The sequence below is a fragment of the Pelagimonas sp. KU-00592-HH genome, from assembly GCF_040369695.1.
GTDB lineage: Bacteria > Pseudomonadota > Alphaproteobacteria > Rhodobacterales > Rhodobacteraceae > Shimia.
Window position 1 is genome coordinate 683,104 of sequence record NZ_BAABWM010000002.1, and the last position, 25,852, is coordinate 708,955.

The window sequence follows — 25,852 nt, forward strand, 5'->3', positions numbered from 1 at the left end:
GAGTGATTCCCCATGAAAATGACCACCGAAGAGGCCTTTGTAAAAGTCCTTCAAATGCACGGCATCGAGCATGCCTTCGGGATCATCGGCTCTGCGATGATGCCTATTTCCGACATTTTCGGCGAAGCCGGGATCACCTTCTGGGACTGTGCGCACGAAGGGTCGGGCGGCATGATGGCTGACGGCTACACCCGCGCCACCGGCAAGATGTCGATGATGGTTGCTCAGAACGGCCCCGGCATCACCAACTTCGTGACCGCCGTCAAAACCGCCTACTGGAACCACACCCCGCTCTTGCTGGTCACTCCGCAGGCGGCCAACAAGACCATGGGTCAGGGCGGTTTCCAGGAAATGGAACAGATGCGCATGTTCGCCGACTGCGTCTGCTACCAGGAAGAAGTGCGTGATCCGTCGCGCATGGCAGAAGTTCTGAACCGCGTCATCATGCAGGCCAAGCGCAACTCGGCCCCGGCCCAGATCAACGTGCCGCGTGACTACTTTACCCAGGTTGTCGACATCAACCTGCCCGCCATCGTCGACTTCGAGCGCCCCTCCGGCGGCGAAGATGCCCTCGACGAGGCAGCAGCCCTGCTCTCCAGCGCCAAGTTCCCGGTCATCCTCAACGGTGCGGGCGTTGTCATCGGTGGCGCAATCGAAGCCTCCAAGGCCCTGGCCGAACGCCTCTCCGCCCCGGTCTGCTGCGGCTACCAGCACAACGATGCCTTCCCCGGCTCGCACCCGCTCTTCGCAGGCCCCCTCGGCTACAACGGCTCCAAGGCCGGCATGGAACTGATCTCCAAGGCCGACGTTGTTCTCGCTCTCGGCACCCGCCTGAACCCCTTCTCGACCCTGCCGGGCTATGGCATCGACTACTGGCCGACCGACGCGAAGATCATTCAGGTCGACATCAACCCCGACCGCATCGGCCTGACCAAGCCGGTCACCGTCGGCATCGTCGGCGACGCCAAGAAAGTGGCCACCTCGATCCTCGAAAAGCTGTCGGACACCGCCGGTGACGAAGGTCGCGATGATCGTCTCAACCTGATCTCGACCACCAAGTCCGCGTGGGCCCAGCAACTGAGCTCGATGGACCACGAAGACGACGATCCGGGCACCACCTGGAACGAACGCGCCCGCGCTGACAAACCCGACTGGATGAGCCCCCGCATGGCGTGGCGCGCGATCCAGTCTGCCCTGCCGAAAGAGGCGATCATCTCCTCCGACATCGGCAACAACTGCGCCATCGGCAACGCCTATCCGTCCTTCGAAGAAGGCCGCAAATACCTCGCCCCCGGCCTGTTCGGCCCCTGTGGCTATGGTCTGCCGTCGGTTGTCGGCGCGAAAATCGGCTGCCCTGATGTTCCGGTTGTCGGTTTCTCGGGTGACGGCGCATTCGGCATTGCCGTGACTGAACTCACCGCCATCGGCCGTGAAGAATGGCCCGCCGTGACCCAGGTTGTCTTCCGCAACTACCAATGGGGTGCCGAAAAGCGTAACTCGACCCTCTGGTTTGACGACAACTTCGTAGGCACCGAACTGGACACCCAGGTGTCCTATGCCGGCATCGCGCAGGCCTGCGGCCTCAAGGGTGTTGTCGCCCGCACCATGGACGAACTCACCGCCGCCCTGAGCCAGGCCGTGGAAGACCAGAAGAACGGTATCACCACCCTGATTGAAGCCATGATCAACCAGGAACTGGGTGAACCCTTCCGTCGCGATGCGATGAAAAACCCGGTCAAGGTTGCAGGCATCTCCAAAGACGACATGCGTCCGCAACAGGTAGGCTAAGGTGAACATATCCATCGACCACTGGCGCGCTCAATCCAAAGAGTTAGCGCCAGGGGTAACCATGGCCGTGATCGTCGCGATCACGGCCAAATTTCTTGCAGAACACTATGGGACGCCCGCGATGCTGCTGGCGTTGCTGCTTGGGATCGCCGTGAATTTCCTGGGCCAGGAAGGCCGTACTGTGCCCGGCGTTGCCTTTGGCGCACGGTCACTGTTGCGCCTCGGGGTCGCCTTTCTGGGCGCACGCATCAGCTTTGATCTGATGATGGGCCTTGGTCCAAGCGTTATCCTTCTCGTTGTTGCCGGGGTCGTGGCCACTATTGCCTTCGGTCTCGCGGTCTCGCGTTTCTTTGGTCACGCATGGCGCTTTGCCTTCCTGACCGCCGGATCAGTTGCCATCTGCGGTGCTTCCGCAGCCATGGCCATCTCCGCGATCCTGCCGCGGGACGAGCGCTCAGAGGAACGCCTGATCTTCACCGTGATGGGCGTCACGATCCTGTCGACCCTCGCCATGATCCTCTATCCCATCGCAGTCAGCGCGCTGGACCTTTCCGAAGTACAGGGCGGGATTTTCCTTGGCGGCACCATTCATGACGTCGCGCAGGTGGTCGGCGCCGGTTTCACCATTTCGGAAACCACCGGTGACACGGCCACGCTGGTCAAACTGATCCGGGTTGCCATGCTTGCCCCGGTCGTGCTTGTCGCATCGCTCCTCATCCGGCGCTTCGCGACCCTGCCAAGCGGTGAAAACTCGCCGCCGATCCTGCCGGGGTTCGTGATCGGGTTCCTTGTGCTGGCGTGTCTCAACACCCTGCACCTCGTTCCCGCCTTCGTCGTGGATATCCTCTCCACCGCCTCCCGCTGGCTCCTGCTGACGGCGATTGCAGCGGTCGGCATGAAGACGGACATCCGGCAACTTCTGAAAGTGGGCGGCGCGGCCATCGCGCTCCTGAGTTTTGAAACGCTCTTTATCGCCCTCTTCATCCTCGCCGGGATCAAGCTGCTAAGCTGATCCCGACAGGGGCAAACTTACCTGCGCGGCTTGCTCTTCCAGGTGTCGAGCCAGCGGCGCAGGCGGCCCCGCTTTTCGGCAAGGTTGTCGCCCGCCGCTTCCAGGCTCTCGTTCACATCCTCCAGCACCGGATCGATCCGCGCCTCGCGGAACCTGCGCCAGCGCACGTAAACCGCCCAGGCCACCGCGGCAAACAGGGTCAGGATAATGATGTTGAGCCAGGGAATGATCCGCACATCCGGCCCCGCGACGGCCTTTACGCCCACCGCATTGGGATAGATCGACAGGAACTCGTTGCGCCAGCCATAGTGCTTGATCGCCACCCAGTTCGGCGCCTCCTTGGTGGATTTCAGATCGGTCGCCTCGGCCTGAAGGTTCGCGGTGTCGAACTTGAAATACGGCGGCCAGCTCCAGCCAGTATCCTCGTTGCGATAGACCATCGGGCGCTCGTTCTCATAGAACGCTTGCACGAAGAACACATCGCGGTTCACCGTGCCCGTAGCATTGCCGGCATCCGGCGAGGACCAGAAGATCGAGTTCTCGCCAAAGTCGATCCGCTTTTCATAGGTGTCGGCGATCCGGACAATATCGTTCTGCGGCAGCGTATAGTGGAAGAACCCCGCCACGAAGACCCAGAACAGCCCCCAGAAAACCCATTTTACATAGACCATACCCTCGGCCCCCTTAGTGGAAATTCGTGAAATAGATCAAGGCAATCACAATGCAGACCGGCACCACATAGACGCCAAGGATCAGCTTGCGGCGCAAAGACCCGTCATAGTCCTCAAGACCGGCCCGGACAAAGGCATCCCGGTCGCCGGTCATGCCCTCTTCCTCCCATTCCGCCTCGAGCTTTCCCCTCCGCACGGCGCGGGAATAGAACGACAGGCAGACATAGATCACCGTCAGGACGATGAAACCGATCACGCTCAGGCGCAGCAGTGCAAACATCTTCTACCTCCTTACCGCGCCCCAGGGACCAACCCGCTGGATCAGGTCCTCGCGCGGTGGCTGTGGCGGGGTGTCCATCGGGGCATCATGCCCGAAAAGCGCCGCCCGCGCACCGGCCTTGTCCGCTTGATACTCGCGGTCGAGAAAATCCGCCACATAGGATTTCTTGGTCTCACTCCACGTCGCATAGAGACGGTAGAAGACCTCCTTGTGACAGATGAACAGCTGCCGCACGTCCTTGGGCGCAAGCTCCGACAACAGCATGTTCACCAGATCCTGCTGCGGCCTGTCTGCGGCGCGCAGCGTATAGAAATAGGCCGGATGATCCGAGGTGATGCGCGGCCACGGCCCACCGCTCTCGGCCCAATTCAACAACTGCCGCAGCCCGTGATACTCGGCCGGCAACTGGTCGGCGTGCTGACGCGCCAGCGCGCGTATGTCGCGACGGGTCGCCCCGGTCAGGTCCACACCCGCCTCCTGCGCCGCATCAACCACGATGAAATCCATCTTCTGCCGCAGGATTGCGCCTGCATCGATGCCCCGCGCCTTCACGATCGGCTCGACAAGATCGTTCAGCTCAAGGAACCGGGCAATCCGGTTGCGCTCGGAAAAGTCGAACTGGTGCTTGATCGGCAGCGATCCAAGCGCCGCCGTGTCCTGCCGGGCAATCAGCGCCGGATGCTCGACCCCGCGAAACAGGTAGAGCCCGCCGAAATGCGCCGTCCAGAAATCATCCTGCCCGAATTCCGCATGACGCAGCCGCACCGGATTGCGGGTCACGTCTCCGGTACGCTTGGCCAGACCGATCATCTCGGCGATCAGCACATCATCGAACCAGGCGTCCTCCTCATCCTTGAACCGGTCGACCATCCGGCCAAGCTGTTCGGCATCGCGCAGCGTGCCCTCGGTGGTATCGGCCTCGACCACCACCTTGCGGATATCAAACAGCCGCTCTGGCGCGCTGACCGAAAAGACCGAGTTCACCAGCTCCCCCGCCACTGCATCCCGCGCGGTCAGGGCAAACAATTGCGGCTCGTTGTCGGTGATGAACTGCTTTAGAATCTCGCGACTGGTCGAGAACTTGGCATTCAGCAACGGCGCATGTCGCTGTTCCGTGGTCAGCAGGATGAACTGCCGGTTACAGCCCCCATGGTTGAGGTAGAGATGATCTTCCAGCTCGTCACCGATCTCGGGACTATAGCCCGAGATGTCGATGTGGAAATCCTCCAGCCCCGTGCGCTTGCCCGTCAAATGCTCCAGCGCCCGGTTATAGCGTTCCACCAGCACCGGCGAAGACACCTCGATCAGGTTCCCAAACATCAGGCCGCGTTCAATCAGTCGGTGCATCAGCTTTCCTCATCCCAGATTTCCTCGCAATCCAGCAAATCAAGCCATTCGTGTTTAGTGTGCAATAGCCCCAAATCCTCGAGTACAATTTTCTCTGCCCGCGAGAGAGACGGCATCAGTTCGTCAATTTCGGTCAGAAACCTGGAAATTCTCATGCGTTGGGCAAGAAACTTGGTTGTTCGAACCACTTCCTGCTCTTCATTTTCCGCAACAAATATCGCCCAAGCAAAGGTCACGGATCTCGTAAAACGTTGGATACACGAATTGCGATCATCTCCATGGCCTTCTATCTTCACATAGAATTCCTGGATTTCTCCTTCAGGCTTGTTCCTGCGAACAAGCCAAGACACCTCATAGGGCAACGAAACCCAAACAAAACTACTTACAAGACCATCAAGAAGTTTCTCCAAGTAGTCTTTAGCTTCGGTCTCCTGTCTTTGCCTTTGCTCGTCACGGAAAATATCTGCTTGAGCCTGCAAAGCATGTGCCATTTTTTCGGACTCCTTTCGAGCCAACTTCAGCTCCTGCCTTTGAGCCGTAAGCTCCTTGCTTTGCAACATCACGGTTACAATAATCCAAAGAAAGGCAAGTGCCCCTGCAATGCCTGCAAGGGTATCTCCAAATTCATTCGGTGAAGCATTCCAAAACCAATAGAAACGCGATCGGCACTCGCTTGCCTCAGAAGCTGTGACACAACTAACTGACCATCCGTAAATCACTACAAAAACGAAGAAGATACCCGTTGCTGCCGCTCCACGTCGGACGAGGACATCGTATCTGGTCCAGCGATACCGCGGATAGACTCTTAGCCACTTCCAAAGCCGTTTCACCCCTCGCCTCCCAAATACCGCTTCTTCGCTTCCGCCATCCGGCGCATGTCTCGTACGGCGTCTTCAATCGCCACCTCGTCCGACTTGTCCGCATAGCGGAACTCGGAATCCGCGTAGCGGTTGATCTCCTGCACCACCATCTCCACCGTGATCGGCACCCGCAGCGCCCCGATCATGTCCTTCTTGCGCTCATAGGGCTGGAACAGGAACAGCTCCGGGTTCTCCATCCACTCATCCGGCAGCTCAAAGTCCATCGCCCGCACTTTCACCGCATCGGTGATGTTCTTGATCGCCCGCCCGGTAAAACGCGGATCGGCCTCCTGAATGCCCTTGAGATAGGTACCCAGCTTGGCAATCGTGTCCAGTTCACCCACCTCGCCCGACACCCTGTCAAAGACGTTCATCAGCCCCGCCTCCTGCGGCCGCCCATGCGCCTCGAAGGATTTCGCAACCGCCTTCTGGATCGCCTGCGCCTCGAACAGGTCATGCGCCCCCAGCGGGATGTCATGGTTCTTGCCCATCAAAAGCGCGAGGATGTCGATATAGTCCTCGCGTGTCTGCGGACCATCCACGAGAAACCGCGCCCCGGCCCGCTGGCGCAGGGCATCGTCCACGTTCTCGGGATAGTTCGAGAACATGCCAAAGGTACAGTTGCCGCGCACCACCGTATTGGCCCCGGCAAAGGCCTCCATGAAGACCGCGGTCACCTCCTGCTGCCCCGCCGAAGACTGTCTGTCCCCGCGCTTGCCGGCAATCTGGTCGATGTCGTCGATGGTGCCAAATCCGATCACCTGCGGGTCAAGCACGTTCTGGACAAAGGCCTTGGCATTCTGTCCCGACTTGCCCTGATAGCTGTCGATATTGTCGATGCCAAAGTTCTGATAGCGGAACGGATAGCCCGCCACACCACAATAGTCGTTGATCAACCCGGCCATCATCTGGATCAGCGTCGTCTTGCCCGTGCCCGGCGCGCCATCCCCCATGAAGGTAAAGATGAAACCACCCATCTCGGCAAAGGGGTTGAGGCGGCGATCGAAATCATAGGCCATCAGCATCTTGGCCAGTTTCATCGCCTGGTACTTGGCGATATGGTTGCCCACCACCTCGTTGGGCTTTTTGAAACTCATGGTCAGGGTCGATCCCTTGCCCGCCCGCGCCGGTGTGAACCCGTTCAGCGTGAGGTCATCCGCCTCCACCCGCCAGCTCGCCCCTTCGAAGGCCCCAAGCCCCCCGGCATTCTGCGCCCGCAGGGTCACCTTTTCCATCACCTGTTCGGCAAAGGCACAGACACAGGCCACCAGCCGGTCCTCATCCGTCACCAATGCCGCGATATCCTGATCCAGCTCCCACAACAGCCCGTGCAACGCCAGCTGGGCATTGTCGGTCAGAACCTCCTCGACCTCGCCCACCTCGACCGAGACCTCACCAAGGTAGGGGGCCAGAAGAAAGGCCGTGGCATTGGCAAAGACATGCGCCACCACCAGCGCCTCGGCGGTCAGCAACTCCGAAAACGCCGCCTTGCGATCCGCGCCCAGCGCGCCGGCAAGGTTGTCGCGTTTCATGTCATCCAGCCCCGAGGCCTCCGACACGTTCTCTCCCACGGCCAGCGCAATGGCCAGCGCCCGGCGCAACCCGCTCATCACATTGGCCTGCACCGGCGACACCAGCGGGTCTTCCCCGTCCGCCGCCTCGATCCGGTTGATCAGATGCACCCCCTCGGGCCGCGCAGTCGAGCGCGTCACCAGCCCCGGCGTGGTCGACCGGAACCGGCGCCGCGTCGCCAGCCCGCTTGACCGTTCCGGCGCCGCCATCTCGCGCCCCTTGGCAATCCGCGGCGTGTGGTCAAACCCGTCCAGCATCCCCACCGCCGCATCGTAATGCTTGCGAATATCCTCCTCGCGCAGTTCCATCAGGTCACTAGTCAGGCTCATCTCTCACTCCACAAAATTCCGCTCGGCATCTCTTCAATGCACCAAAAATACTCGCGCCGCAGGCAAGGCGGCGCAGCCGCCCCTCAATAGCGCAGCACCCGCCCTTGCGGGCTCACCACATATTTCGTCACCGCCCCGAACCCCGGCGGGTTCAGCTCTTCCAGCACCTGGAACGGGCGCTGCGGCATGATGATGCTGCGCTCGGTGCGGGTCGCGCCGGTGTCCACCCCGCGCCCCGAGAAGGGATCAAGCGCGAAAACCTCGCGCTCCACGGTCGAAAACCATCCCGCCCGCTCTTCGCGCACGCTTTCGCTTTCCAGATCCTCCACCGTCCAGGCCAGGGTCCAGTCCTCGCCCGCCGGGGCCCGCGCCGTCTCGAGAACATCCCGGATCGGCCCCTTCTGGCGGGTAAAGGCCGAGGAATACATCGGCCCCACGTGATACCGCCTGAGCCGCTTGGGATGGAGATCGTCGAAACTCTCGTCAAACCCCTTGGCAATCGTCACCAGCTTCAATCCCCCTAGGCTCTGCCCCATCAGGTGCGCCTGCGCCTCGGGCCAGCGCCGCTCGTCCTTGGGCAGCGCCGTGCGGCCGCTGTCCTCGACCTCCATGAGATAGAGCGTCGGCAGGTTGATCTGGCTGTCATAGACCGCCCAATGTACCAGAAAGCGACGCCGCCGTTCGCCCATGGTTTCGAGCCAAAGCGCCTCCGGATGGTTCTGCGCCCAGAACAGCTCGCCGCGCATCAACTCTTCATAGTAGAGCCGCTGCGACAGCGCGAATTGCAGCTTGGTCGGAATCTCGCGTTCGCCAATGATCTTGCGCAGCATCTGGTCCTTCAGCGCCGCATCATCCGGCATGTTGCGCAGATGGCTGTCGGCCTGCTGTGCGTCATTGGCCATGACCAGCAACTCGTTGAACACCGGAAAGCCGCTTTCGACCTCATCCATCTGCAACGAGCCAAAGAAACGCCCGGTCTCGCGCCCAACCAGCAGGTACTTCATGGCCAGCGCCTTGAAGGTAAAGGACAGTTTCACGAGATAACGGGTCAGAACCTTGACCTCGGTCCCGCCCAAGCGCCCCTCCGCCGCCTGCGCCGCCGCCACCTGCGTCAGGTGCCCGGTGATCTTCTCGAACTTCTTGAAATACCGCCGCGACGCATAGGTGTCGCGCAGGGCCTTATGGTCCGCGGTTTGGGTCTGAGTCATTTATTTCCCCCGGTTCGCTTGCGAACCGGTTCGCCCCCGACCCGCCCCCCAGGGCGGGGGCGAAGACGCCCCCACCCTCGGGTCCGGTGCGAACCTGTGTTGCTTTGTGGATCACTGTCACTCTTTCCATTCCAAGTCCCGCTCAAGCCAAGTGTCCAGTTGCGTGGCCCTCAACGCCAAGGGCGGAAACCAATAGCCTAGCGCCGCCATCACGTTCGATCCGTACCTCAGCGCAAAAACAGAAACGAAGGCACATCCGAGACCGTAAAACCCAAACATCGCAAGCCACGCCGTTCCGGAAAATCCTCCGATGAGCAACAAGGCAATCAGCAGGATCATCAGCTTAAACAAACGAATTTCCAACGTGTGCCAGCGCGGCCTGAAGCCCGGGTCAAGCTGGCGCACCGAAAAGATACGCGCCGGCCCCTTCCGGCCTCTCTCACCCGCAACAAACCGCATTCTCACTCACACCCTGTTGCAGGTTCAGTCATGATACTTCCACGGCCTATGCTTACGATCCATGTCTTTCATTTTCTGCGAAAACCCCTGATGGAAAGAGAAAAACCATAAAAGAAGCGCACAACTCGCAACAACAAACAAAAACTCCCCAAATGCCCTTGGAACAATAGCTGAGTGCAAGACCCACACACAGAAAAGCACTGTCACTGAGGCCACAAAGGCAGCTTTGAAAAACAACCAGAGATAAAGTCGAATAATCTCTCTTTGCCATTCATCCACGATCTTGATCCATCTCCAGAAACCTAAGCATTGAGCCAAACCGTTCCCGATTTAGGAACAAAAACTCGTACCGCACTCGCCTTAGCTTCCCGCCCCTCTCGGGTCCGGTGCGAACCTGTGTTGATCTTGTCACTCTTCACCGGACTTCATCCGGAGATCATGCGCTGACACTATCAAGCCCCCGACGACGAAAACGACGAGAAGCCATGCAGACGGCCCCAGAACCGGGACAAGGAAAAGCGCCATCGATAGCCAGACGGCTCCAAGCACCCACCACCAGAACCAGTTCATCGGCCACACGATGACGGAAAGTGCGTCCCACAGGTCCAAACTCACGCCCCGTAAAGGTTCTTGTCGTGCTTCTCGACGATCTTCTGGAACCGGCGGGCAAAGCGTTCATCCGCCTTGGCCTTGGCCTCCAGCACGTCACGGGCAAAGACCATGTGGCCCTCGTGCGCCTCGAGCATGTCCGCCATCCGCTGGTTCGTCGCCGTGCCAATCGCCGCCATCGAGGCCTGCGCCTCCTTGTCGGTCTCCACGCCGATCTCGTTGATCCTGTGCGCCACATCCTGCTGCTGCGCCGTCTTCAATGACTTGGTCAGCGCATCATAGAGCACAACCCGCTGCTTGGTGTCAGTCTGCAACTTGTTGATCAGCACCATCTGCGTCGCCGCCTGGTTCTGCAACGAGTCGACCCAGGTCTTGCCCTTCTCGATATAACGTTCCAGCGTCTGGCTCTTGGCCAGCTTCACCTGCTCCTGCTGCACCAGCTCGTTATAGGCTTTGTTCAGGTCCGCCAGCTCGGTCTCCAGCTTGGTACGGGCCGCCGCATCCTGTTCCACCGCGATCTTGTTCTCGACCTCGATGATCTTCGGGTCCATGCCAAGGATCTCGGCCCGCAGGCTCTCCAGCTCGCCCACCGTCATCTCGCGCTCGTCCAGCGTCTCGGTCAGGTTCGCCTCCACCTTTTCCTTTTGCTCGGTCAGCACGTTCAGCTGGCCTTCCAGAAGGTTGGTGATCACGTCCGACTTGGCAATCAGGTCCTGCAGCTTGTCGTCGATATTGGCAGTCTTCATCCGCTCCTGACGCATGCTCTCGGATTTGCCACGGCTGAAGATGCCGACAAAGCTCTCCCATCCGGTCTTGTCGCGCATCGCGTCAAAATCCTTGGAAAAGGCCGCGGTCACGTCATCCAGCCCCATGATCAGCTCTGCGATGTTGGCATTCATCACGTCGGTATGGGCGTGCACGTCATCCAGCGTCGCATTCTCGATGTCGATGGAAACGTCGTCACCGGTTTTCATCTTCGCCCGCGCGGTTTCGATCCGGCTGGTCAACTCGGCGATCTTGGCCTGCGCCGCCGCCACCTGCTCCTGGGATTCGCGCACTTGTGATTCAAAATTTGCCATGAAACTCTCCCTTGTTCTCAATTAGTTGAGACGGATATGGGGAGTGTTAATCAGATTTACATCCACCCCGATCCGCATTTGCCAAAAGTGTTGCAAATGCGCACTGCAAAGGAAAGGGATTGTTGATTTCACTGGGGCGCGACCGATCGCGCAGGCCGCAATCGCCCGATCATGCCGCGCGCAACTGCATAGCGGATGGGCATTGTTCCGACAGAGAGCCACCCGCGCCCTGAATCATCTTCCCCGCCTCCCCCGTCGATGCTATATCTACGCCTCGAGCACACGGCGATGGCGTCGCCGGAGAGCGCGTTTGCTCTTGCCGCATTTCATGTTCCTGTACGCCGGGACTTTCAATCGGGAGATTGAAGGCCCCGCTGCCCTCTCCCGCAGAACAGGAGAGGGTTCATGGCCTGGTCGCCGGACAAAACCGAAGTCAAAAGCTGGAACGAATGGGACACGCTGCGCCACGTGATCGTGGGACGTGCCGATGATTGCCACATCCCGCCGGAAGAACCCGCACTCGATGCAAAAGTGCCGGAAGACAGCGACATGCGCGGCCAATGGGGCCGCCGCCCGCAGGAAACCATCGACCGCGCCAACGAACTGCTCGACGGCTTTGCCGATCAGCTCCGCAAACGCGGCATCCGTGTCGACCGCCCGACACCGATCGACCATTCGCTGCCCGCCACCACCCCGGATTTCCACACCGATAGCCAGTTCGGCTGCATGCCGCCGCGCGACGTGCTACTGACCGTCGGCCACGAGATCCTCGAAGCCACCATGTCCTATCGCTGCCGCTGGTTCGAATACCTGAACTACCGCCCCCTCATGCAGCAATACTGGGACGAAGACCCGAACTTCCGCCACGAGGCCGCCCCCAAGCCGCGCCTGACCGACGCGGATTACCACCCCGACTACCTGTCCGAGAAAATCGGCGTGGCGCAGCGCCTGAAATGGGCCGAAGAGAAATTCTTTGTCACCACCGAGGAAGAGCCCCTTTTTGACGCTGCCGACGTGCTGCGTTTCGGCAAGGACCTGGTGGTGCAACACGGCTTTACCACCAACCTCAAGGGCATCGAATGGCTGCGCCGTCACTTCCCGGAGCACCGCGTGCACACCGTGAACTTCCCAGGCGATCCCTACCCGATCCACATCGACGCCACCTTTACCCCGCTGCGCCCGGGCCTGATCCTGAACAACCCGCAACGCCGCCTGCCGGAAGAACAGCGCGAGATGTTCAACAGGAACGGCTGGGAAATCGTCGACTCGGCCCAGCCCGCCCACAACACCCCGCCGCCGCTGTGCTATTCCTCGACCTGGTTGTCGATGAACGTGCTGGTGCTTGATCCGAAAACCGTCTGTGTTGAAAAGTCCGAGGTCTATCAGGCCGAACAGATGGACAAACTTGGCATGGAAGTGGTCGAAGTCGACCTGCGCGACGCCTATGCCTTTGGCGGCGGCCTGCACTGCTGTACCGCCGATGTCTACCGCGACGGCGACTGCGAGGATTACTTCCCCAAGCAGTAAGCCACGGACAGTCAGAAACACACAAAAGCCGCGCCCCTCCGGACGCGGCTTTTTCGATCCCCTCAACGCATGGCGCGCAAGAAAATTCGAATTTTCTTGCCAAGGGTTTTCGAAAACCCTTGGCCCGTTCCGTCAGCCGACCACGTTGAACGCTGGCCCGTAAGGGTATCCGGTGATGTTCTCGTTGCCGTCTTCGTTGATCACCAGGATGTCATGCTCGCGGTAGCCACCCGCCCCCGGTTTGCCGTCGGCAATGGTCAGCATCGGCTCCATCGAGATCACCATGCCCGGCTCAAGCACCGTGTCGATGTCTTCACGCAGTTCCAGACCGGCCTCGCGTCCGTAGTAGTGCGACAGCACACCAAACGAGTGGCCATAGCCAAAGGTGCGATACTGAAGCATGTCACGCTCGGCAAAGAACGCGTTGATCTTGTGGGTGATCTCGGCACAGCTCGCGCCCGGCTTCAGCAGGGAAATGCCCAGCTCGTGCGCGCCCACATTGGCTTCCCAGTAGCGCAGGCTCGCCGCGTCCACCTCTTTCACGAACATGGTCCGCTCCAGTGCGGTGTAATAGCCCGAGATCATCGGGAAGGTATTCAGCGACAGGATATCGCCGCGCTCAAGAACACGCCCGGTCACAGGGTTGTGCGCCCCGTCGGTGTTGATGCCCGACTGGAACCAGACCCAGGTGTCGCGATATTCGGCATCCGGGAACCGCTTGGCGATCTCCAGCTCCATCGCATCACGGCCCGCCATCGCCACGTCGATCTCGCGCGCACCTTCCTTGACGGCATCGCGGATCGCATAGCCGCCCACGTCGGCCACCGCCGCGCCTGCGCGGATCATCTCGATCTCGGCCGTCGACTTGTGCATACGCTGCCGCATGGTGTCTTCATACAGATCCACGGTCTTCGACGGCGACAGGAAGGCGTCGAGCTTGGCTTTCTGCATCAGGCTCAGGTGGTCACTCTCATAGCCGATTACACGCCCCGAGCCGGAAACGCTCTCGATCGCCCGCCAGTAGTTGTCGCGCTGCCAGTCGGTATAGGTGATGTTGTCCCCGTAGCAACGGCGCCACGGCTGACCGGCATCAATCCCCGCCGAGATGGTAGCACAGGCGCTTTCGGTCACAACCAGCGCATAGGGCCGCCCAAAGGCGCAATAGGTAAAGCCCGAGTAATAGGAAATGTTGTGCATCGACGAAAACACCGCCGCGTCGACACCCTGTTCGGCCATGATCTTGCGCAGGCCCGCGACACGCGCGGCGTATTCGTCATCGGAAAACTGCAAACCGGCCTTTTCACCGTTGTGGAAACGATAGAAATCCGGGCGTGCAGCCGCCGCATCAAGATCTTGGTAACGAGGAATAGCAGTCATTTTGACCTCCAGTTCAGAGCGCGTCGGGCATCAGGCCCTCTTTTGACGCGCGTGCTTTCAAAAGAGGTCCCGGCGTTCAGGACTGGATGGATAAGCGCGCTTGCCTGGGCACCTTGGCCGGCAAACGTGGCGACGCCATCGCCATTTGCTTGCAGATGATCCTCTCAGAACCAGAGCCTCCCCTCAAGCTCATTCCCGCCAAAGGCAGGTCGCATTTGAACCATCTCCCTTGCACCAGCCAACCCAGCCGCTAGGGTCGGCCCCATGCCAAGGGGAGAGGCGACATGCAGACAGGACCGCGCAATCTCATCACCGATGTGTCCGGCCTCAGGGTCGGCAATGCCTCGGACGCAACCGTCAAGACAGGTGTCACCGTGCTTGTCGCAGATCAGCCGTTCACGGCAGGCCTTCACGTCATGGGCGGGGCACCGGGAACCCGCGAATCCGATCTCCTCGCGCCGGACAAGACCGTGCAACAGGTGGATGCCCTTGTCCTCTCCGGCGGCTCCGCCTTTGGGTTGGATGCCGCCTCCGGCGTCGCCGATGCGCTGCGCACACAGGGCCGCGGCTTTGCCGTTGGCGATCAGACCGTGCCCATCGTGCCCGGCGCGATCCTCTTCGATCTCCTAAACGGTGGCGACAAAAGCTGGGCGGAGAACCCCTACAAAGACCTTGGTGCAGCGGCGCTTGCTTCGGCCCGGGTCGATTTCGACATCGGCACCGAGGGCGCGGGCTTTGGCGCAACGCTCGCCACGCGCAAGGGCGGGCTGGGCTCGGCCTCGATGGTGCTGCCCTCCGGTCATACCGTCGGCGCGCTCGTGGCGGTGAACGCGCTTGGAGACGCCACCGTGGATGACACCCATTTCTGGGCCGCCCCTTTCGAAATCGGAGACGAATTCGGCGGCCACGGTCCCGCGCCCTCTGCGCTGGCGCACCTGCCGCCCACCAAACTGGCCAGCCACAACACCAACACGACCATTGCCATTGTCGCCACCGATGCCACGCTGGACCAAAGCCAGTGCACCCGCATGGCCACCGCCGCCCACGACGGGATGGCCCGCGCCCTTGTCCCGTCGCACACCCCGATGGATGGCGATCTCGTCTTCGCGGTCTCGACGTCTGAAAAGCCGCTGGCCAACCCGGTCGAGGAGACACTGTGGCTCGGCCATGCCGCCGCCACCTGCCTCGCCCGTGCCATCGCGCGGGCCGTCTATCACGCAACGCCGCACCCGGGCGATACGCTGCCCTGCTACCGTTAGACCGGCAGGGCCGTCGTCTTGAACACCGTCCGCAAGGCAAACGAGGATTGCATCTGTGCCACGCCGGGCAACCGGGCAAGATACTGGCGGTGGATACGCGCAAAATCATCCGTGTTCTCGGCTACGACCTTGAGAATGTAATCCGCCGATCCCGCCATCAGGTGACACTCCAGCACGTCCGGAATACGCGACACCGCCTTCTCGAAAGCATCCAGAACCTCGTCCGCTTGCCCGGACAGCGTGATCTCGACAAACACCGTCGCGGGCACGTTCATCTTGCGCGCATCCAGCAGGGCCACATAATCGCGAATGTACCCCTCGGTCTCAAGCCGCTGCACCCGTCGGTGACAGGCAGATTGCGACAGGTTCACCTCGTCCGAAAGCTCCGCGTTCGAAATGCGGCCGCGTTTCTGAAGCACCCCGAGAATCCGACGATCCGTTTGATCAAGAGACATTTGACGACACCTTTTTGCGCTTTTTTCTCCTATAGTCGAAGATTCTTCGAAATGCACGTTTATAAACTGCTCAAATATGCAGCACATTTCAAACGACTCTCCCCACACTGATGGAAAGTGCAGATGTGGAGGACGCGCAAATGAAAATCGGATGCCCAACCGAAATCAAACCCCAGGAATTCCGTGTCGGGATGACCCCCGACGCCGCCCGCGAGGCCGTCAACAACGGTCATGACGTGGTGATTCAGAAAGGCGCCGGCATGGGTGCCGGCTTTACCGACGAAGACTATGTCGCCGCCGGTGCCGTGATCATCGACACCGCCGAGGAAATCTTCGCCACCGCCGACATGATCGTGAAGGTCAAGGAACCGCAGGCCGTCGAACGCAAGATGCTGCGCGAAGACCAGCTGCTGTTCACCTACCTGCACCTCGCCCCCGATCCGGACCAGACCCACGACCTGCTCGAGTCCGGCTGTACCGCAATCGCCTATGAAACCGTGACCGATGATCGCGGCGGCCTGCCACTGCTGGCGCCAATGTCCGAAGTTGCCGGTCGCCTGGCACCCCAGGTCGGCAGCTGGACCCTGCAAAAAGCCAATGGCGGCCGTGGCGTCCTGATGGGCGGCGTGCCCGGCGTGGCCCCGGCCAAGGTGGTTGTCATCGGTGGCGGTGTTGTCGGCACCCACGCCGCCAAGGTTGCCGCAGGCATGGGCGCAGATGTCACCATCCTCGACCGCTCGCTGGCGCGTCTGAAGTATCTCGACGACGTCTTCGGCCGCGAGTTCAAGAACCAGTACTCGACCGCCGGTGCCACCGCAGAGCTGGTCCGCGAGGCCGACATGGTGATCGGCGCGGTGCTGATCCCCGGCGCCGCCGCCCCGAAACTGGTCTCGCGCGCGCAACTGTCCGACATGAAACCCGGCGCAGTGCTGGTAGACGTCGCCATCGACCAGGGTGGCTGCTTTGAAACCTCGAAGGCCACCACGCACGCGGATCCGATCTACGAAGTCGACGGCATCATGCACTACTGCGTTGCCAACATGCCCGGCGCTGTGGCCCGCACCTCGACCCAGGCCCTCGGCAACGCGACCCTGCCGTTCATGCTGAACCTCGCCAACAAGGGCTGGAAACAGGCCTGCGCCGACGATCCGCACCTGCTGAACGGTCTGAACGTCCACGCTGGCAAGCTGACCTACTACGCCGTTGGCGAAGCACTCGGGCTCGACGTGATCTCGCCCAGCCTGGTTATCAAGTAACCGCGCTCGGCCATCTTCGGCGGACTTCCTCCTCTCTCTCCGCCGAAAAAGAAAGCGCCCCCAACCGGGGGCGCTTTTTTGTTCCGTCAGAAAGCCGTGCGTTCACCCGGCCTTCTTGATCTCCACCGTATGCGGATAAGGGATCGAAATGCCGCCACGGTCAAAGGCCTCTTTCACCGTCTTGGTCAGAGCAAACTTCACATCCCAGTAATCCGCCGCCGCGCACCAGACGCGGACGGTGATATCCACCGAACTGTCGCCAAGGTTGGTGACACGCATCCACGGCTCGGGATCACCCGACACGCGCGTATCGGCATCCACCTGGGCACGGATGATCTCCATCGCCTTGTCCGCGTCATCGCCATAGTCGATGCCGAACACAAGATCGACACGACGGGTGTCATGCGCCGAATAGTTGGTGATGATCGCGCCCCAGGCCTGCCCGTTCGGCACGATGATCTGGATGTTGTCCGGGGTCACCAGTTCGGTCACGAAGAGGTTCAATTCCTTCACCGTGCCCGACGTCCCGCCGATGTCCACGTATTGGCCGATCTTGTAGGGCCGGAACAGGATCAGCATGAACCCCGCCGCCAGATCGCTCAGCGTGCCCTGCAGCGCCAGACCAATGGCCAGCGTCGCCGCGCCCATCATCGCCACAAGCGAGGTCGCCTCGATCCCGAACAGGCCAAGCACGGCCACCAGAACCATCAGCAAGATCACCCAGCGGATGATCGACGCCGCGAAATTGCCCAGCGTATCGTCAATCTCGGGGTTGGCGTTCACCTTGCGGCGGATAAACCCGCTCACCAGCCCAGACACCATCCAGCCGATGAAGATAACAACCAGCGCCTTTGCGGCCGCAACAACCAGCGGGGCATACCCGTTGGCCTGTTCAATCAACTGTTCCATTCAGTCGCTCCTTGAAACAAAAACTGTTCCTCCCAAAAATTTGGGCCCTCGCGTCTCCGCAAGGACCCATCACCATGCCATTTTGCACAGTTACTTGTTCAGCGCATCCCGAATTTCGAGAAGCACATCCAACTCGCTCGGCCCGGCGGGGGCCTCCTCTGCCGGGGCCTCCTCTTCCTTCTTGGCCGCGGCTTCCTTCACCTTGTTCACGTAACGCACAAGCATGAAGACCACGAAGGCGATGATCAGGAAATTGATGACCGCCATGATAAAGGCCCCATAGGCAAAGACCGCAGCCCCCGCTTCGCGCGCCGCGTCAAGGCTGGCACCAGCGGCCACCTCACCCGACAGAACCACGTAAAGGTTGGTGAAATCCACCCCGCCAAGGAACAGCCCGACAAACGGGTTGATCAGATCCCCGACCATCGACTTGACGATCGCCGTAAAGGCCGCGCCGATGATGATCCCGACGGCCATGTCCATCACATTGCCCTTGGCAATGAAATCCTTGAATTCCTGAAGCACGATACTCTCCCTTTTCCTGTCCCGCGCGCGCTTTGTCTCTGCGCTGACGCAGAGTACCATGTTGCTCATCGCACGGATATGGGCGTGGTATGATGGGAAAAAGCACTTATCTTTCCCACAAAGCCAACGAGGAGACGCGACATGAGCTTTGTGACCGATCACCCGATCAACGGGAAATATCCGGCCGAGAACCCCGACATCCTGCAACTCTATGCCTTCCCCACACCCAACGGCGTGAAGGTGTCGATCATGCTCGAAGAGATCGGCCTTCCCTACGAGGCCCATCTGGTGGGCCTCTCGGATGCCGAGGTCAAAAGCCCCGAGTTTCTGGCCCTGAACCCCAACAACAAGATCCCCGCGATCCTCGATCCCAACGGCTCCGACGGCGAACCGGTCGCCCTGTTCGAAAGCGGCGCCATCCTGATCTACCTCGCCGAGAAATCCGGCCAACTGATCGGCAAGACCGCCGCCGAAAAGGCGCAGGTGATCCAGTGGCTGATGTTCCAGATGGGCGGCGTCGGCCCGATGTTCGGCCAGCTTGGTTTCTTCTACAAGTTCGCCGGTGCAGACATCGAAGACCCGCGCCCCCGCGAGCGCTACATCAACGAAGCCAAACGCCTGCTGAACGTGGTGAACCAGCAACTTGAAGGCCAAGACTGGATCGCCGGAGACTATTCCATCGCCGACATCGCGCTGGCCCCGTGGCTCGGTGCGCTGGATTTCTACGGCGCAACCGAAGTCGTCGGCCTGTCCGAGTTCCCCAATGTGACGGCCTACATCGAACGCTTCATGGCACGCCCCGCCGTCCAGAAAGGCCGCAATACACCGCCGCGGCCCTGACCCGCGCTACAATTCCGGATGCGCCGACGGCTCAGGCCACTTGGCGCATCTGGTCTGCGATCTTCTCGGCAATCATGATGGTCGGCGCATTGGTGTTCCCGCCCACCAGCGTCGGCATCACCGAGGCATCGACAACACGCAGCCCCTCGACTCCATGAACCCGCGCCTCTGTGTCCACAACGGCCATTTCGTCCGTGCCCATCTTGCAGGTCCCCACCGGGTGATAGATCGTATCCGCCCGCGCCCGGATATCCGCTTCAAGCGCCGCGTCACTGCCGTCATGGGCATAGAGACGTTTGCCGCGCCACGGTGACAGCGGCTCTGCCTCCAGAATGCCCTCCATCATCCGCGCGCCCTTCTTCAACAGCGTCAGATCGCGCTCGTCGCTCAGGAACTGCGGATCAATCCGGGGCGCATCCCCGGCCCGGTCCGAGGCCAACCCGACATGCCCCCGGCTATGCGGCCGCAATACGCATACATGGCAGGAGAACCCGTGCGCCAGATGGATCTTGCGCATGTGATCATCAACGATCCCCACCACGAAATGCAGTTGCAGATCAGGCCGCGCAATGCCCGGATCGGATTTGAAAAACGCCCCGCCCTCGGCAAAAGATGTCGAGAATTCGCCCCCCTTCTCGCGCCACCATTTGATCCCGGCCTTGCCAAGATCCCACAGCCCACGCGGATTAAGCCCCACCACGTCCTTGCGCTTGGAATGATAGCTCATCACATAGTCGAGGTGATCCTGAAGGTTCTGCCCCACGCCGGGCAACTCGTGCACAACCTCGATCCCCTGCGCCGCCAACTCATCCCTCGGACCAACGCCCGACAGCATCAAAAGCTGCGGCGAGCCAAAGGCCCCGCCCGACAGGATCACTTCCCGCCGCGCCTTGGCCACCTGCATCTTGCCGCTCTGGCGAAACTCAACGCCACTCGCCCGGGTGCCCTCGAACACCACCCGCTGCGCGTGGGCGCGGGTCACGATGCTCAGGTTCGCCCGCTCACGAATGTTGCGTAGATAGGCCGCCGAAGCCGAACACCGCTGTCCTTCGCGCTTGCCCTTGTGGAACTGCGTCACTTGGTAAAGGCCCGCCCCTTCCTGCTCCGGCCCATTGAAGTCATCATTCGCGCGGATCTGCATCTCTCCGGCCGCATCCACGAAGGCCTCGGAAATCGCCCGCGGGGCCGATTGGTCCCGCACCTGCAACGGCCCGTCCGCGCCATGCAGATCATCGCCTCCGCGCACATTGCCTTCGGCCTTGCGGAAATAAGGCAGGACGCTCTGCCAATCCCAGCCGTCGCAGCCAAGATTGGCCCAATCGTCATAGTCCGACTGGTGCCCGCGTACATACAGCATCGCGTTGATGGCAGACGATCCCCCAAGCGTCTTGCCACGCGGCTGGAACCCGCGCCGCCCGTTCAATTCGGGCTGCGGTTCCGTATGAAACGCCCAGTTGTTGATCTTTGGCCGCCCCGAGATCATCGCCGCCACCAGCGCCGGTGCGCGGATCACGAGGTCTTCGCCCTTGCCGCCAGCTTCGAGCAGACAGACGGATACCTCCGGGTCTTCGCTCAGACGCGCCGCCATCACACAGCCCGCCGAGCCGCCCCCGACAATCACATAATCAAATTCCATAACACCCCTCCCCTTTGGGAAAGGAGCCTAGGCAGCCTCAACCTGATCCGGCAAGGGTGACGCAGCGCAACGCTCAGGCTGGCAGCGTGCCACCCAATACATAGCGCAGCATCTCGACAACCTGCTTGGGTTCGTCTGCCACCGCCAGCGCCGCCGCGTGTACCTCTTTCAGCGCGTGCTGGTGCTCGGGCATGCTCAGCACGATGATCGACTTGCCAAGCGCCGCTGCATAGCCCGCATCAAAGGCCGCGTTCCACTGTTTGTATTTCTCGCCAAAACGCACCACCACCACGTCGGCATCCTCGATCCCTTTGCGGGTCCGGATCGCGTTCAGCTTGGCCCCCTTGTGGTCATGCCAGAACTTGTTGTCCTCGGCGCCAAGGATCGCCACACCGCAATCATCACTGGCCGCGTGATCGGTCACCGGGCTGGCAAAGCGCACATCAAGGTCTTTTGCCCCCTCAATGATCTGCTCGCGCCAATCGGTGTGAATTTCGCCGGAAAGATAAACCTTGAGTGTCATGCTGCGCTCCCTGAACAACTTTCCCAAGGCCTACAGGGCCGATGCCCGGCCGCCAAGGGGCAGATAACTACAAATCCTGCTTGAAAGGCCTTAAGACGGTCGCCGCGCAATGATGAAATCCCGCGGCACCATACCGTCGGTCACCGAGCGCTCGACAATCTCAAGCCCCGCCGCTTTCATCTGCGCTTCCACCGTGTCACCGGTCACGAAGCCCACGCTCGGCGCTTTGCCGACAAGCTGAAGAACACCAACGATGGTCTTCAGCATCAGGCGTTTGAAAAACGGCGCATCGCCAAGACAGGGGGTCTTGGCAATCACGTATCCACCGGGCTTCACCAGTTCGACACTGCGCGCCAGCCCCGCCGACATGTCATCCAGCAGGTGATAAAAGTTCATCCCCATCACCACGTCATAGGCCCCCGGCTCCAACACAGGATCAAAAGGATCAGCCTGAAGGAAGATCACGTTTTCCACGCCAGCCTCTGCCGCCTTGCGCTGGCCGATCGCCACCATTTCACCGGCATAATCCGTCGCCGTGATCCGCGCCGCATCGCCTGCCAGCAAGATCGCCGTCGACCCTGTGCCACAGCCCAGTTCCAAAAGGTGGTCGTCCGGTGTCAGATGCGCCCGCACCCGCGCCAGCGTCGCCTCGTACCCCTTCATGTCCTTGATCGGGGATTGCGCATATTTCTCGGCAATCCGGTTCCAGAACCGCACACTCTTTGACATCACCACCACTCCAGAAGTCTCTTCGCCCCTAGATAGGCACAGCGCCCGCCGCACTCAATCTCCCTGCCCCCGCGTCAGCCAAAAAGAGTTCATGCAAGGCCGCAAGGGCAGCGAGGCATCCAAACCCCAACCATCTTGCCCCAACGTCCCAACCTATTGCAGACTGGCATCAGGAGGACGCGCGACAGTTTCGCCGCGGTGCGTTGAAAAACGGACCCGCGGGATGCCATGCTTAGGGAGGAGTATGACATGACGTCCAACGCCACAGGGTCCACATCACCCGAAAACCCCGCACCACAGTCTGATGACATGCTGGTGGTCAACAAGGTGACATCCGGCGACATCGCCGCCTCTCTCAGGGCCGGGCTGTCGGATTTCCTCGCCCGCCCCGTGATGAGCGGCTTCTTCGGCCTGTTTTACGCGGTGTTCGGCATTCTCCTGGTCTGGTGCCTCGTCTGGCTTGGCAAGATCTGGATGATCATTCCCGCCGTCGTCGGCTTTCCGCTGGTCGCACCCTTCGCAGCCGCCGGCCTCTACGAGATGTCCCGCCGCCGCCAGAAGGGCGAAAACTTCGGCTGGTCCGACATCCTCTCCGTCATGGCCCGCCAGCGCCAGCGCGAGATGGGCTGGATGGCCTTTGTCACCCTCTTCATCTTCTGGGTCTGGATGTACCAGGTCCGCCTCTGGCTGGCGATCATCCTCCAGAACGCCTCCTTCTCGGATTTCGAAGGCTTCTTGAACATCGTCCTCTACACCCCCGAAGGCTGGACCTTCCTCGCCATCGGTACGCTGGCAGGCGCGGTCCTTTCCGCCGCCCTGTTCACGGTCACCGTGGTCGCCATGCCGATGCTGCTGGACCGCGAGACCAACTTCGTCTCGGCCATGCTCACCTCCATTCGCGTCGTCACCGAAAACCCTGTGGTCATGCTGATCTGGGCGGCCATCATCTCGGCCACGATGCTCCTGTCGATGCTCCCCGCCTTCCTCGGCCTGATCGTCACCCTACCCATCCTCGGCCACACCACCTGGCACCTCTACCAACGGGCGGTGCAATCGTCCGAAGGCTAAGTATCGGCCATACCTCCCAGACAGAAAAAAGGCGCCCGATGGGGCGCCTTTTCAAACTCTGATGCGGGTCGGGGATCAGCCGCGCAGCGTACCGCCGGTGGCCTTTGATACCTTCTCGACGATCTTGCCTGCCACCGCTTCGATATCGGCTTCTTTCAGCGTCTTCTCGGTGGGCTGCAAACGCACGGTCACGGCGATGGATTTCTTGCCCTCGCCCAGCGATCCGCCGATGAACTCGTCGAACACGCGCACCTCTTCGATTAATGCCTTGTCGGCACCGGCCGCGGCATTCACAAGGGTGATCGCCTCGACATCAGCATCCACCACAAAGGCAAAGTCACGCTCGACCGCCTGAAGATCGCGCAGCTCCAGCGCCCCTTTCGAGGCACCTTTCTTACGCGGCATCGGGATCTCGGCAAAGTGGATGGCAAAGGCCACAACAGGCCCCTTCACGTCCATCGCCTCAAGCACCTTGGGGTGCAATTCGCCAAAGGCACCCAGAACCTTCTTCGGCCCCAGACCCACCTTGGCGCTGCGGCCCGGATGCCACCAGCCATTGGTGCCACGGTTGTAGGTCAGCTTGGCCGGCGCGCCCAGCGCCGACAGAACCGCTTCCATGTCGGCCTTGGCGTCATAAACGTCCACCGCACGGCTCTCGCCGTGGATGTCCTTGCTCATGGTGCGCCCGACCAGGATACCGGTCACGAGGTTCTCCTGCTCACCCGGCTCGCCGCCGTGGAAGACGGGGCCGCATTCGAACAGCGCCTGATCCATGAAACCGCGCGCCTGGTTGCGTGCCGCCGCCTGCAACAGACCCGGCAGCAGCGACGGGCGCATGTGGCTCATCTCGGTCGAGATCGGGTTTTCCAGCATCGCCGCATCATCACCGCCACCAAACAGCGCCGCCGATTTCTGGTCGATAAAGGAATAAGTCACGCATTCGTTGTAACCCAGCGCCGCCGAGGTCCGGCGCGCGATCTGTTCGCGCTTTTGCAGCGGCGTCAGAACCATACCGGGCACACCGGCCACGGCACGCGCCATCGGCTTGCCCTTCAGCTTGGTCAACGAGGCCACCCGCGCCACCTCTTCCACGAGGTCCGCTTCGCCCAGAACGTCGGGGCGCCAGCTCGGCACATGCGCCATGTCGCCTTCCAGAACAAAACCCAGCGCCTCAAGGGTCGCGCGCTGTTCCTCGGCCGGGATTTCCATGCCAACCAGCGATTGCACGCGGTCGGTATCAAGCTTGTAAGCGCGGCTCACGTCCGGCACCTCACCCGCAACCACAACCTCCGACGGCTCACCGCCACACAGGTCGATGATCATCTGGGTAGCAAGGTCGATCGCTTCCATGTTGAAAGCGGGGTCGATGCCACGTTCGTTGCGGTAACGCGCGTCCGAATTGATCTTCAGACCACGGCCCGTATAGGCGATCTGCACGTTGTCCCAGACAGCCGCCTCAAGGAACACGTTCACGGTGTCCTCGGTGCATCCGGTCGGCAGGCCGCCCATGATGCCACCAATCGATTCGATGCCTTCGTCGTCCGAAATCACCACCATGCCCTCGGCAAAGGTGTATTCCTTCTCGTCCAGCCCCATCAGCGTCTCGCCACCCTTGGCGCGGTGCACACGCAGGTTGCCATTCACCTTGTCGGCGTCGAACACGTGCAGCGGACGGTTACGGTCAAAGGTGAAGAAGTTGGTCACATCCACCAGCGCCGAGATCGGACGCAGGCCGATGGCGCGCAGGCGGTCCTGCAGCCACTTCGGCGAGGGGCCGTTCTTCACGCCCTTGATCAGACGACCGGCAAAAACCTCGCAGCCCTTCTCGCGGGTATCCTCGTCGATGGTGATGGAGATCGGGCTCGGGAAACCGCCCTTCACATCTGCGGTCGGCGCCGGTTTCATGGTGCCAAGGCCACGCGCCGCAAGGTCCAGCGCGATACCGCGCACACCAAGCGCATCGGGGCGGTTCGGCGTGATGGCAATCTCGATCACCGCGTCCACCTTGGCCGGATCATTCTCGGCCAGCCAGTCCACGAAACGGTCGCCCACCTCGCCCGAAGGCAGCTCGATGATGCCGTCATGCTCGTCCGACAGCTCCATCTCGCGCTCCGAGGCCATCATGCCAAAGCTCTCGATACCACGGATCTTGCCGACACCGATGGTGATGTCGATGCCCGGCACATAGACGCCCGGCTTGGCCACAACCACGGTAATCCCCTCGCGGGCATTCGGCGCGCCACAGATGATCTGCAATTCGCCTTCGTCGGTGTCCACCTTGCACACCTTCAGCTTGTCGGCGTCCGGATGCTTCTCGGCGTGCTTCACCTTGCCGATGGTAAAGTCCTTCAGACGCTCCGCCGGGTTGGAAACCTCTTCCACTTCCAGACCAAGATCGGTCAGCGCATAAAGGATTTCATCAAGGCTCGCCTCGGTCTCGAGGTGATCTTTCAGCCAGGACAGCGTGAATTTCATCGTCAGATTCCATCGGTCAGAATTCGGGTCATGAGGGCTTTAGCGGATATGTCCCAAAG

Annotated in this window: 23 protein-coding genes; 7 read left to right on the top strand and 16 right to left on the bottom strand. The window is 61.0% G+C overall.

Annotation, left to right across the window (positions count from 1 at the left end; all coding sequences use genetic code 11):
• The first annotated feature begins 12 nt into the window (after positions 1–12).
• A complete protein-coding gene (gene xsc / locus ABWV42_RS10455; RefSeq protein ID WP_353340052.1) occupies positions 13–1,788 on the top strand; it encodes a sulfoacetaldehyde acetyltransferase in 1,776 nt (591 codons plus the stop codon).
• 61 nt (positions 1,789–1,849) lie between these two features.
• On the top strand, positions 1,850–2,800 hold the full coding sequence (locus ABWV42_RS10460) for a YeiH family protein (RefSeq protein ID WP_353340053.1): 951 nt from the start codon (positions 1,850–1,852) through the stop codon (positions 2,798–2,800).
• 17 nt (positions 2,801–2,817) lie between these two features.
• Here the strand turns inward: ABWV42_RS10460 and ABWV42_RS10465 are convergent, their stop codons facing one another.
• The 8 genes from ABWV42_RS10465 to ABWV42_RS10500 all read right to left on the bottom strand — a co-directional run bounded on the left by ABWV42_RS10465 (position 2,818) and on the right by ABWV42_RS10500 (position 11,214).
• Positions 2,818–3,471, bottom strand: a complete 654-nt coding sequence (locus tag ABWV42_RS10465; protein WP_353340054.1) for a DUF1523 family protein — start codon at positions 3,469–3,471, stop codon at positions 2,818–2,820.
• Positions 3,472–3,484: 13 nt separating this feature from the next.
• The gene (locus ABWV42_RS10470; protein WP_255103749.1) at positions 3,485–3,751 is read right to left on the bottom strand and encodes a hypothetical protein; all 267 of its coding nucleotides are present in this window, start codon (positions 3,749–3,751) and stop codon (positions 3,485–3,487) included.
• 3 nt (positions 3,752–3,754) lie between these two features.
• Positions 3,755–5,098 carry a DUF6638 family protein gene (locus ABWV42_RS10475; protein WP_353340055.1) on the bottom strand — a complete coding sequence of 448 codons (1,344 nt, stop codon included), beginning with the start codon at positions 5,096–5,098 and terminating at the stop codon, positions 3,755–3,757.
• Positions 5,098–5,928, bottom strand: coding sequence for a hypothetical protein (locus tag ABWV42_RS10480; RefSeq protein ID WP_353340056.1), 831 nt, complete (start codon positions 5,926–5,928; stop codon positions 5,098–5,100). The genes ABWV42_RS10475 and ABWV42_RS10480 overlap by 1 nt, the downstream gene beginning before the upstream one ends.
• Positions 5,925–7,859, bottom strand: coding sequence for an AAA family ATPase (locus tag ABWV42_RS10485; RefSeq protein WP_353340057.1), 1,935 nt, complete (start codon positions 7,857–7,859; stop codon positions 5,925–5,927). The genes ABWV42_RS10480 and ABWV42_RS10485 overlap by 4 nt, the downstream gene beginning before the upstream one ends.
• A gap of 83 nt (positions 7,860–7,942) precedes the next feature.
• Entirely contained in the window at positions 7,943–9,067 is a 1,125-nt protein-coding gene (locus ABWV42_RS10490) for a hypothetical protein (RefSeq protein WP_353340058.1), read from the bottom strand.
• Positions 9,068–9,184: 117 nt separating this feature from the next.
• Positions 9,185–9,526: a hypothetical protein gene (locus tag ABWV42_RS10495; RefSeq protein WP_353340059.1), complete on the bottom strand. Its 342-nt coding sequence runs from the start codon at positions 9,524–9,526 to the stop codon at positions 9,185–9,187.
• Positions 9,527–10,137: 611 nt separating this feature from the next.
• Positions 10,138–11,214 (bottom strand): coiled-coil domain-containing protein, encoded by a 1,077-nt coding sequence (locus ABWV42_RS10500; RefSeq protein WP_353340060.1) that lies wholly within the window; start codon positions 11,212–11,214, stop codon positions 10,138–10,140.
• A gap of 405 nt (positions 11,215–11,619) precedes the next feature.
• Between ABWV42_RS10500 and ABWV42_RS10505 the strand changes: the two genes are divergently transcribed.
• Positions 11,620–12,741, top strand: coding sequence for a serine/threonine protein kinase (locus ABWV42_RS10505; RefSeq protein WP_255103763.1), 1,122 nt, complete (start codon positions 11,620–11,622; stop codon positions 12,739–12,741).
• 132 nt (positions 12,742–12,873) lie between these two features.
• Here ABWV42_RS10505 and ABWV42_RS10510 read toward each other — a convergent pair whose 3' ends face one another.
• Positions 12,874–14,118 carry an aminopeptidase P family protein gene (locus tag ABWV42_RS10510; protein ID WP_353340061.1) on the bottom strand — a complete coding sequence of 415 codons (1,245 nt, stop codon included), beginning with the start codon at positions 14,116–14,118 and terminating at the stop codon, positions 12,874–12,876.
• A gap of 284 nt (positions 14,119–14,402) precedes the next feature.
• Between ABWV42_RS10510 and ABWV42_RS10515 the strand changes: the two genes are divergently transcribed.
• Complete coding sequence (locus ABWV42_RS10515; RefSeq protein WP_353340062.1) at positions 14,403–15,377, top strand: P1 family peptidase; 975 nt, start codon at positions 14,403–14,405, stop codon at positions 15,375–15,377.
• On the opposite strand, the gene ABWV42_RS10520 is transcribed toward ABWV42_RS10515, so the two are convergent.
• On the bottom strand, positions 15,374–15,832 hold the full coding sequence (locus ABWV42_RS10520) for an Lrp/AsnC family transcriptional regulator (protein ID WP_353340063.1): 459 nt from the start codon (positions 15,830–15,832) through the stop codon (positions 15,374–15,376). The genes ABWV42_RS10515 and ABWV42_RS10520 overlap by 4 nt on opposite strands.
• 140 nt (positions 15,833–15,972) lie before the next feature.
• On the opposite strand from ABWV42_RS10520, the gene ald reads away from it, so the two are divergent.
• The gene (ald, locus tag ABWV42_RS10525; protein ID WP_255103769.1) at positions 15,973–17,088 is read left to right on the top strand and encodes an alanine dehydrogenase; all 1,116 of its coding nucleotides are present in this window, start codon (positions 15,973–15,975) and stop codon (positions 17,086–17,088) included.
• A 102-nt stretch (positions 17,089–17,190) separates the two neighbouring features.
• Here ald and ABWV42_RS10530 read toward each other — a convergent pair whose 3' ends face one another.
• A complete protein-coding gene (locus tag ABWV42_RS10530) occupies positions 17,191–17,997 on the bottom strand; it encodes a mechanosensitive ion channel family protein (RefSeq protein ID WP_353340064.1) in 807 nt (268 codons plus the stop codon).
• A gap of 90 nt (positions 17,998–18,087) precedes the next feature.
• On the bottom strand, positions 18,088–18,522 hold the full coding sequence (gene mscL / locus ABWV42_RS10535) for a large conductance mechanosensitive channel protein MscL (protein WP_255103772.1): 435 nt from the start codon (positions 18,520–18,522) through the stop codon (positions 18,088–18,090).
• A gap of 141 nt (positions 18,523–18,663) precedes the next feature.
• Here mscL and ABWV42_RS10540 point away from each other — a divergent pair, with 141 nt between their 5' ends.
• Positions 18,664–19,362, top strand: a complete 699-nt coding sequence (locus ABWV42_RS10540; protein ID WP_353340065.1) for a glutathione S-transferase family protein — start codon at positions 18,664–18,666, stop codon at positions 19,360–19,362.
• Between the two features lie 31 nt (positions 19,363–19,393).
• On the opposite strand, the gene ABWV42_RS10545 is transcribed toward ABWV42_RS10540, so the two are convergent.
• From ABWV42_RS10545 to ABWV42_RS10555, 3 genes are all read right to left on the bottom strand, one after another.
• A complete protein-coding gene (locus tag ABWV42_RS10545) occupies positions 19,394–20,998 on the bottom strand; it encodes a GMC family oxidoreductase (protein ID WP_353340066.1) in 1,605 nt (534 codons plus the stop codon).
• Positions 20,999–21,071: 73 nt separating this feature from the next.
• Positions 21,072–21,521 carry a YtoQ family protein gene (locus ABWV42_RS10550; protein WP_353340067.1) on the bottom strand — a complete coding sequence of 150 codons (450 nt, stop codon included), beginning with the start codon at positions 21,519–21,521 and terminating at the stop codon, positions 21,072–21,074.
• A 90-nt stretch (positions 21,522–21,611) separates the two neighbouring features.
• On the bottom strand, positions 21,612–22,250 hold the full coding sequence (locus ABWV42_RS10555; protein WP_353340068.1) for a class I SAM-dependent methyltransferase: 639 nt from the start codon (positions 22,248–22,250) through the stop codon (positions 21,612–21,614).
• Between the two features lie 249 nt (positions 22,251–22,499).
• On the opposite strand from ABWV42_RS10555, the gene ABWV42_RS10560 reads away from it, so the two are divergent.
• The gene (locus ABWV42_RS10560) at positions 22,500–23,318 is read left to right on the top strand and encodes a DUF2189 domain-containing protein (RefSeq protein WP_353340069.1); all 819 of its coding nucleotides are present in this window, start codon (positions 22,500–22,502) and stop codon (positions 23,316–23,318) included.
• Positions 23,319–23,393: 75 nt separating this feature from the next.
• Here the strand turns inward: ABWV42_RS10560 and pheT are convergent, their stop codons facing one another.
• Positions 23,394–25,793 (bottom strand): phenylalanine--tRNA ligase subunit beta, encoded by a 2,400-nt coding sequence (pheT, locus tag ABWV42_RS10565; RefSeq protein ID WP_353340070.1) that lies wholly within the window; start codon positions 25,791–25,793, stop codon positions 23,394–23,396.
• Between the last annotated feature and the right edge of the window lie 59 nt (positions 25,794–25,852).

Bases quoted from the DNA above. Each gene is read 5' to 3' on its own strand.
- xsc (WP_353340052.1), top strand. From the start codon at position 13: ATGAAAATGACCACCGAAGAGGCCTTTGTAAAAGTCCTTCAAATGCAC.
- ABWV42_RS10460 (WP_353340053.1), top strand. From the start codon at position 1,850: ATGGCCGTGATCGTCGCGATCACGGCCAAATTTCTTGCAGAACACTAT.
- ABWV42_RS10465 (WP_353340054.1), bottom strand. From the start codon at position 3,471: ATGGTCTATGTAAAATGGGTTTTCTGGGGGCTGTTCTGGGTCTTCGTG.
- ABWV42_RS10470 (WP_255103749.1), bottom strand. From the start codon at position 3,751: ATGTTTGCACTGCTGCGCCTGAGCGTGATCGGTTTCATCGTCCTGACG.
- ABWV42_RS10475 (WP_353340055.1), bottom strand. From the start codon at position 5,098: ATGCACCGACTGATTGAACGCGGCCTGATGTTTGGGAACCTGATCGAG.
- ABWV42_RS10485 (WP_353340057.1), bottom strand. From the start codon at position 7,859: ATGAGCCTGACTAGTGACCTGATGGAACTGCGCGAGGAGGATATTCGC.
- ABWV42_RS10490 (WP_353340058.1), bottom strand. From the start codon at position 9,067: ATGACTCAGACCCAAACCGCGGACCATAAGGCCCTGCGCGACACCTAT.
- ABWV42_RS10495 (WP_353340059.1), bottom strand. From the start codon at position 9,526: ATGCGGTTTGTTGCGGGTGAGAGAGGCCGGAAGGGGCCGGCGCGTATC.
- ABWV42_RS10500 (WP_353340060.1), bottom strand. From the start codon at position 11,214: ATGGCAAATTTTGAATCACAAGTGCGCGAATCCCAGGAGCAGGTGGCG.
- ABWV42_RS10505 (WP_255103763.1), top strand. From the start codon at position 11,620: ATGGCCTGGTCGCCGGACAAAACCGAAGTCAAAAGCTGGAACGAATGG.
- ABWV42_RS10510 (WP_353340061.1), bottom strand. From the start codon at position 14,118: ATGACTGCTATTCCTCGTTACCAAGATCTTGATGCGGCGGCTGCACGC.
- ABWV42_RS10515 (WP_353340062.1), top strand. From the start codon at position 14,403: ATGCAGACAGGACCGCGCAATCTCATCACCGATGTGTCCGGCCTCAGG.
- ABWV42_RS10520 (WP_353340063.1), bottom strand. From the start codon at position 15,832: ATGTCTCTTGATCAAACGGATCGTCGGATTCTCGGGGTGCTTCAGAAA.
- ald (WP_255103769.1), top strand. From the start codon at position 15,973: ATGAAAATCGGATGCCCAACCGAAATCAAACCCCAGGAATTCCGTGTC.
- ABWV42_RS10530 (WP_353340064.1), bottom strand. From the start codon at position 17,997: ATGGAACAGTTGATTGAACAGGCCAACGGGTATGCCCCGCTGGTTGTT.
- ABWV42_RS10540 (WP_353340065.1), top strand. From the start codon at position 18,664: ATGAGCTTTGTGACCGATCACCCGATCAACGGGAAATATCCGGCCGAG.
- ABWV42_RS10545 (WP_353340066.1), bottom strand. From the start codon at position 20,998: ATGGAATTTGATTATGTGATTGTCGGGGGCGGCTCGGCGGGCTGTGTG.
- ABWV42_RS10550 (WP_353340067.1), bottom strand. From the start codon at position 21,521: ATGACACTCAAGGTTTATCTTTCCGGCGAAATTCACACCGATTGGCGC.
- ABWV42_RS10555 (WP_353340068.1), bottom strand. From the start codon at position 22,250: ATGTCAAAGAGTGTGCGGTTCTGGAACCGGATTGCCGAGAAATATGCG.
- ABWV42_RS10560 (WP_353340069.1), top strand. From the start codon at position 22,500: ATGACGTCCAACGCCACAGGGTCCACATCACCCGAAAACCCCGCACCA.
- pheT (WP_353340070.1), bottom strand. From the start codon at position 25,793: ATGAAATTCACGCTGTCCTGGCTGAAAGATCACCTCGAGACCGAGGCG.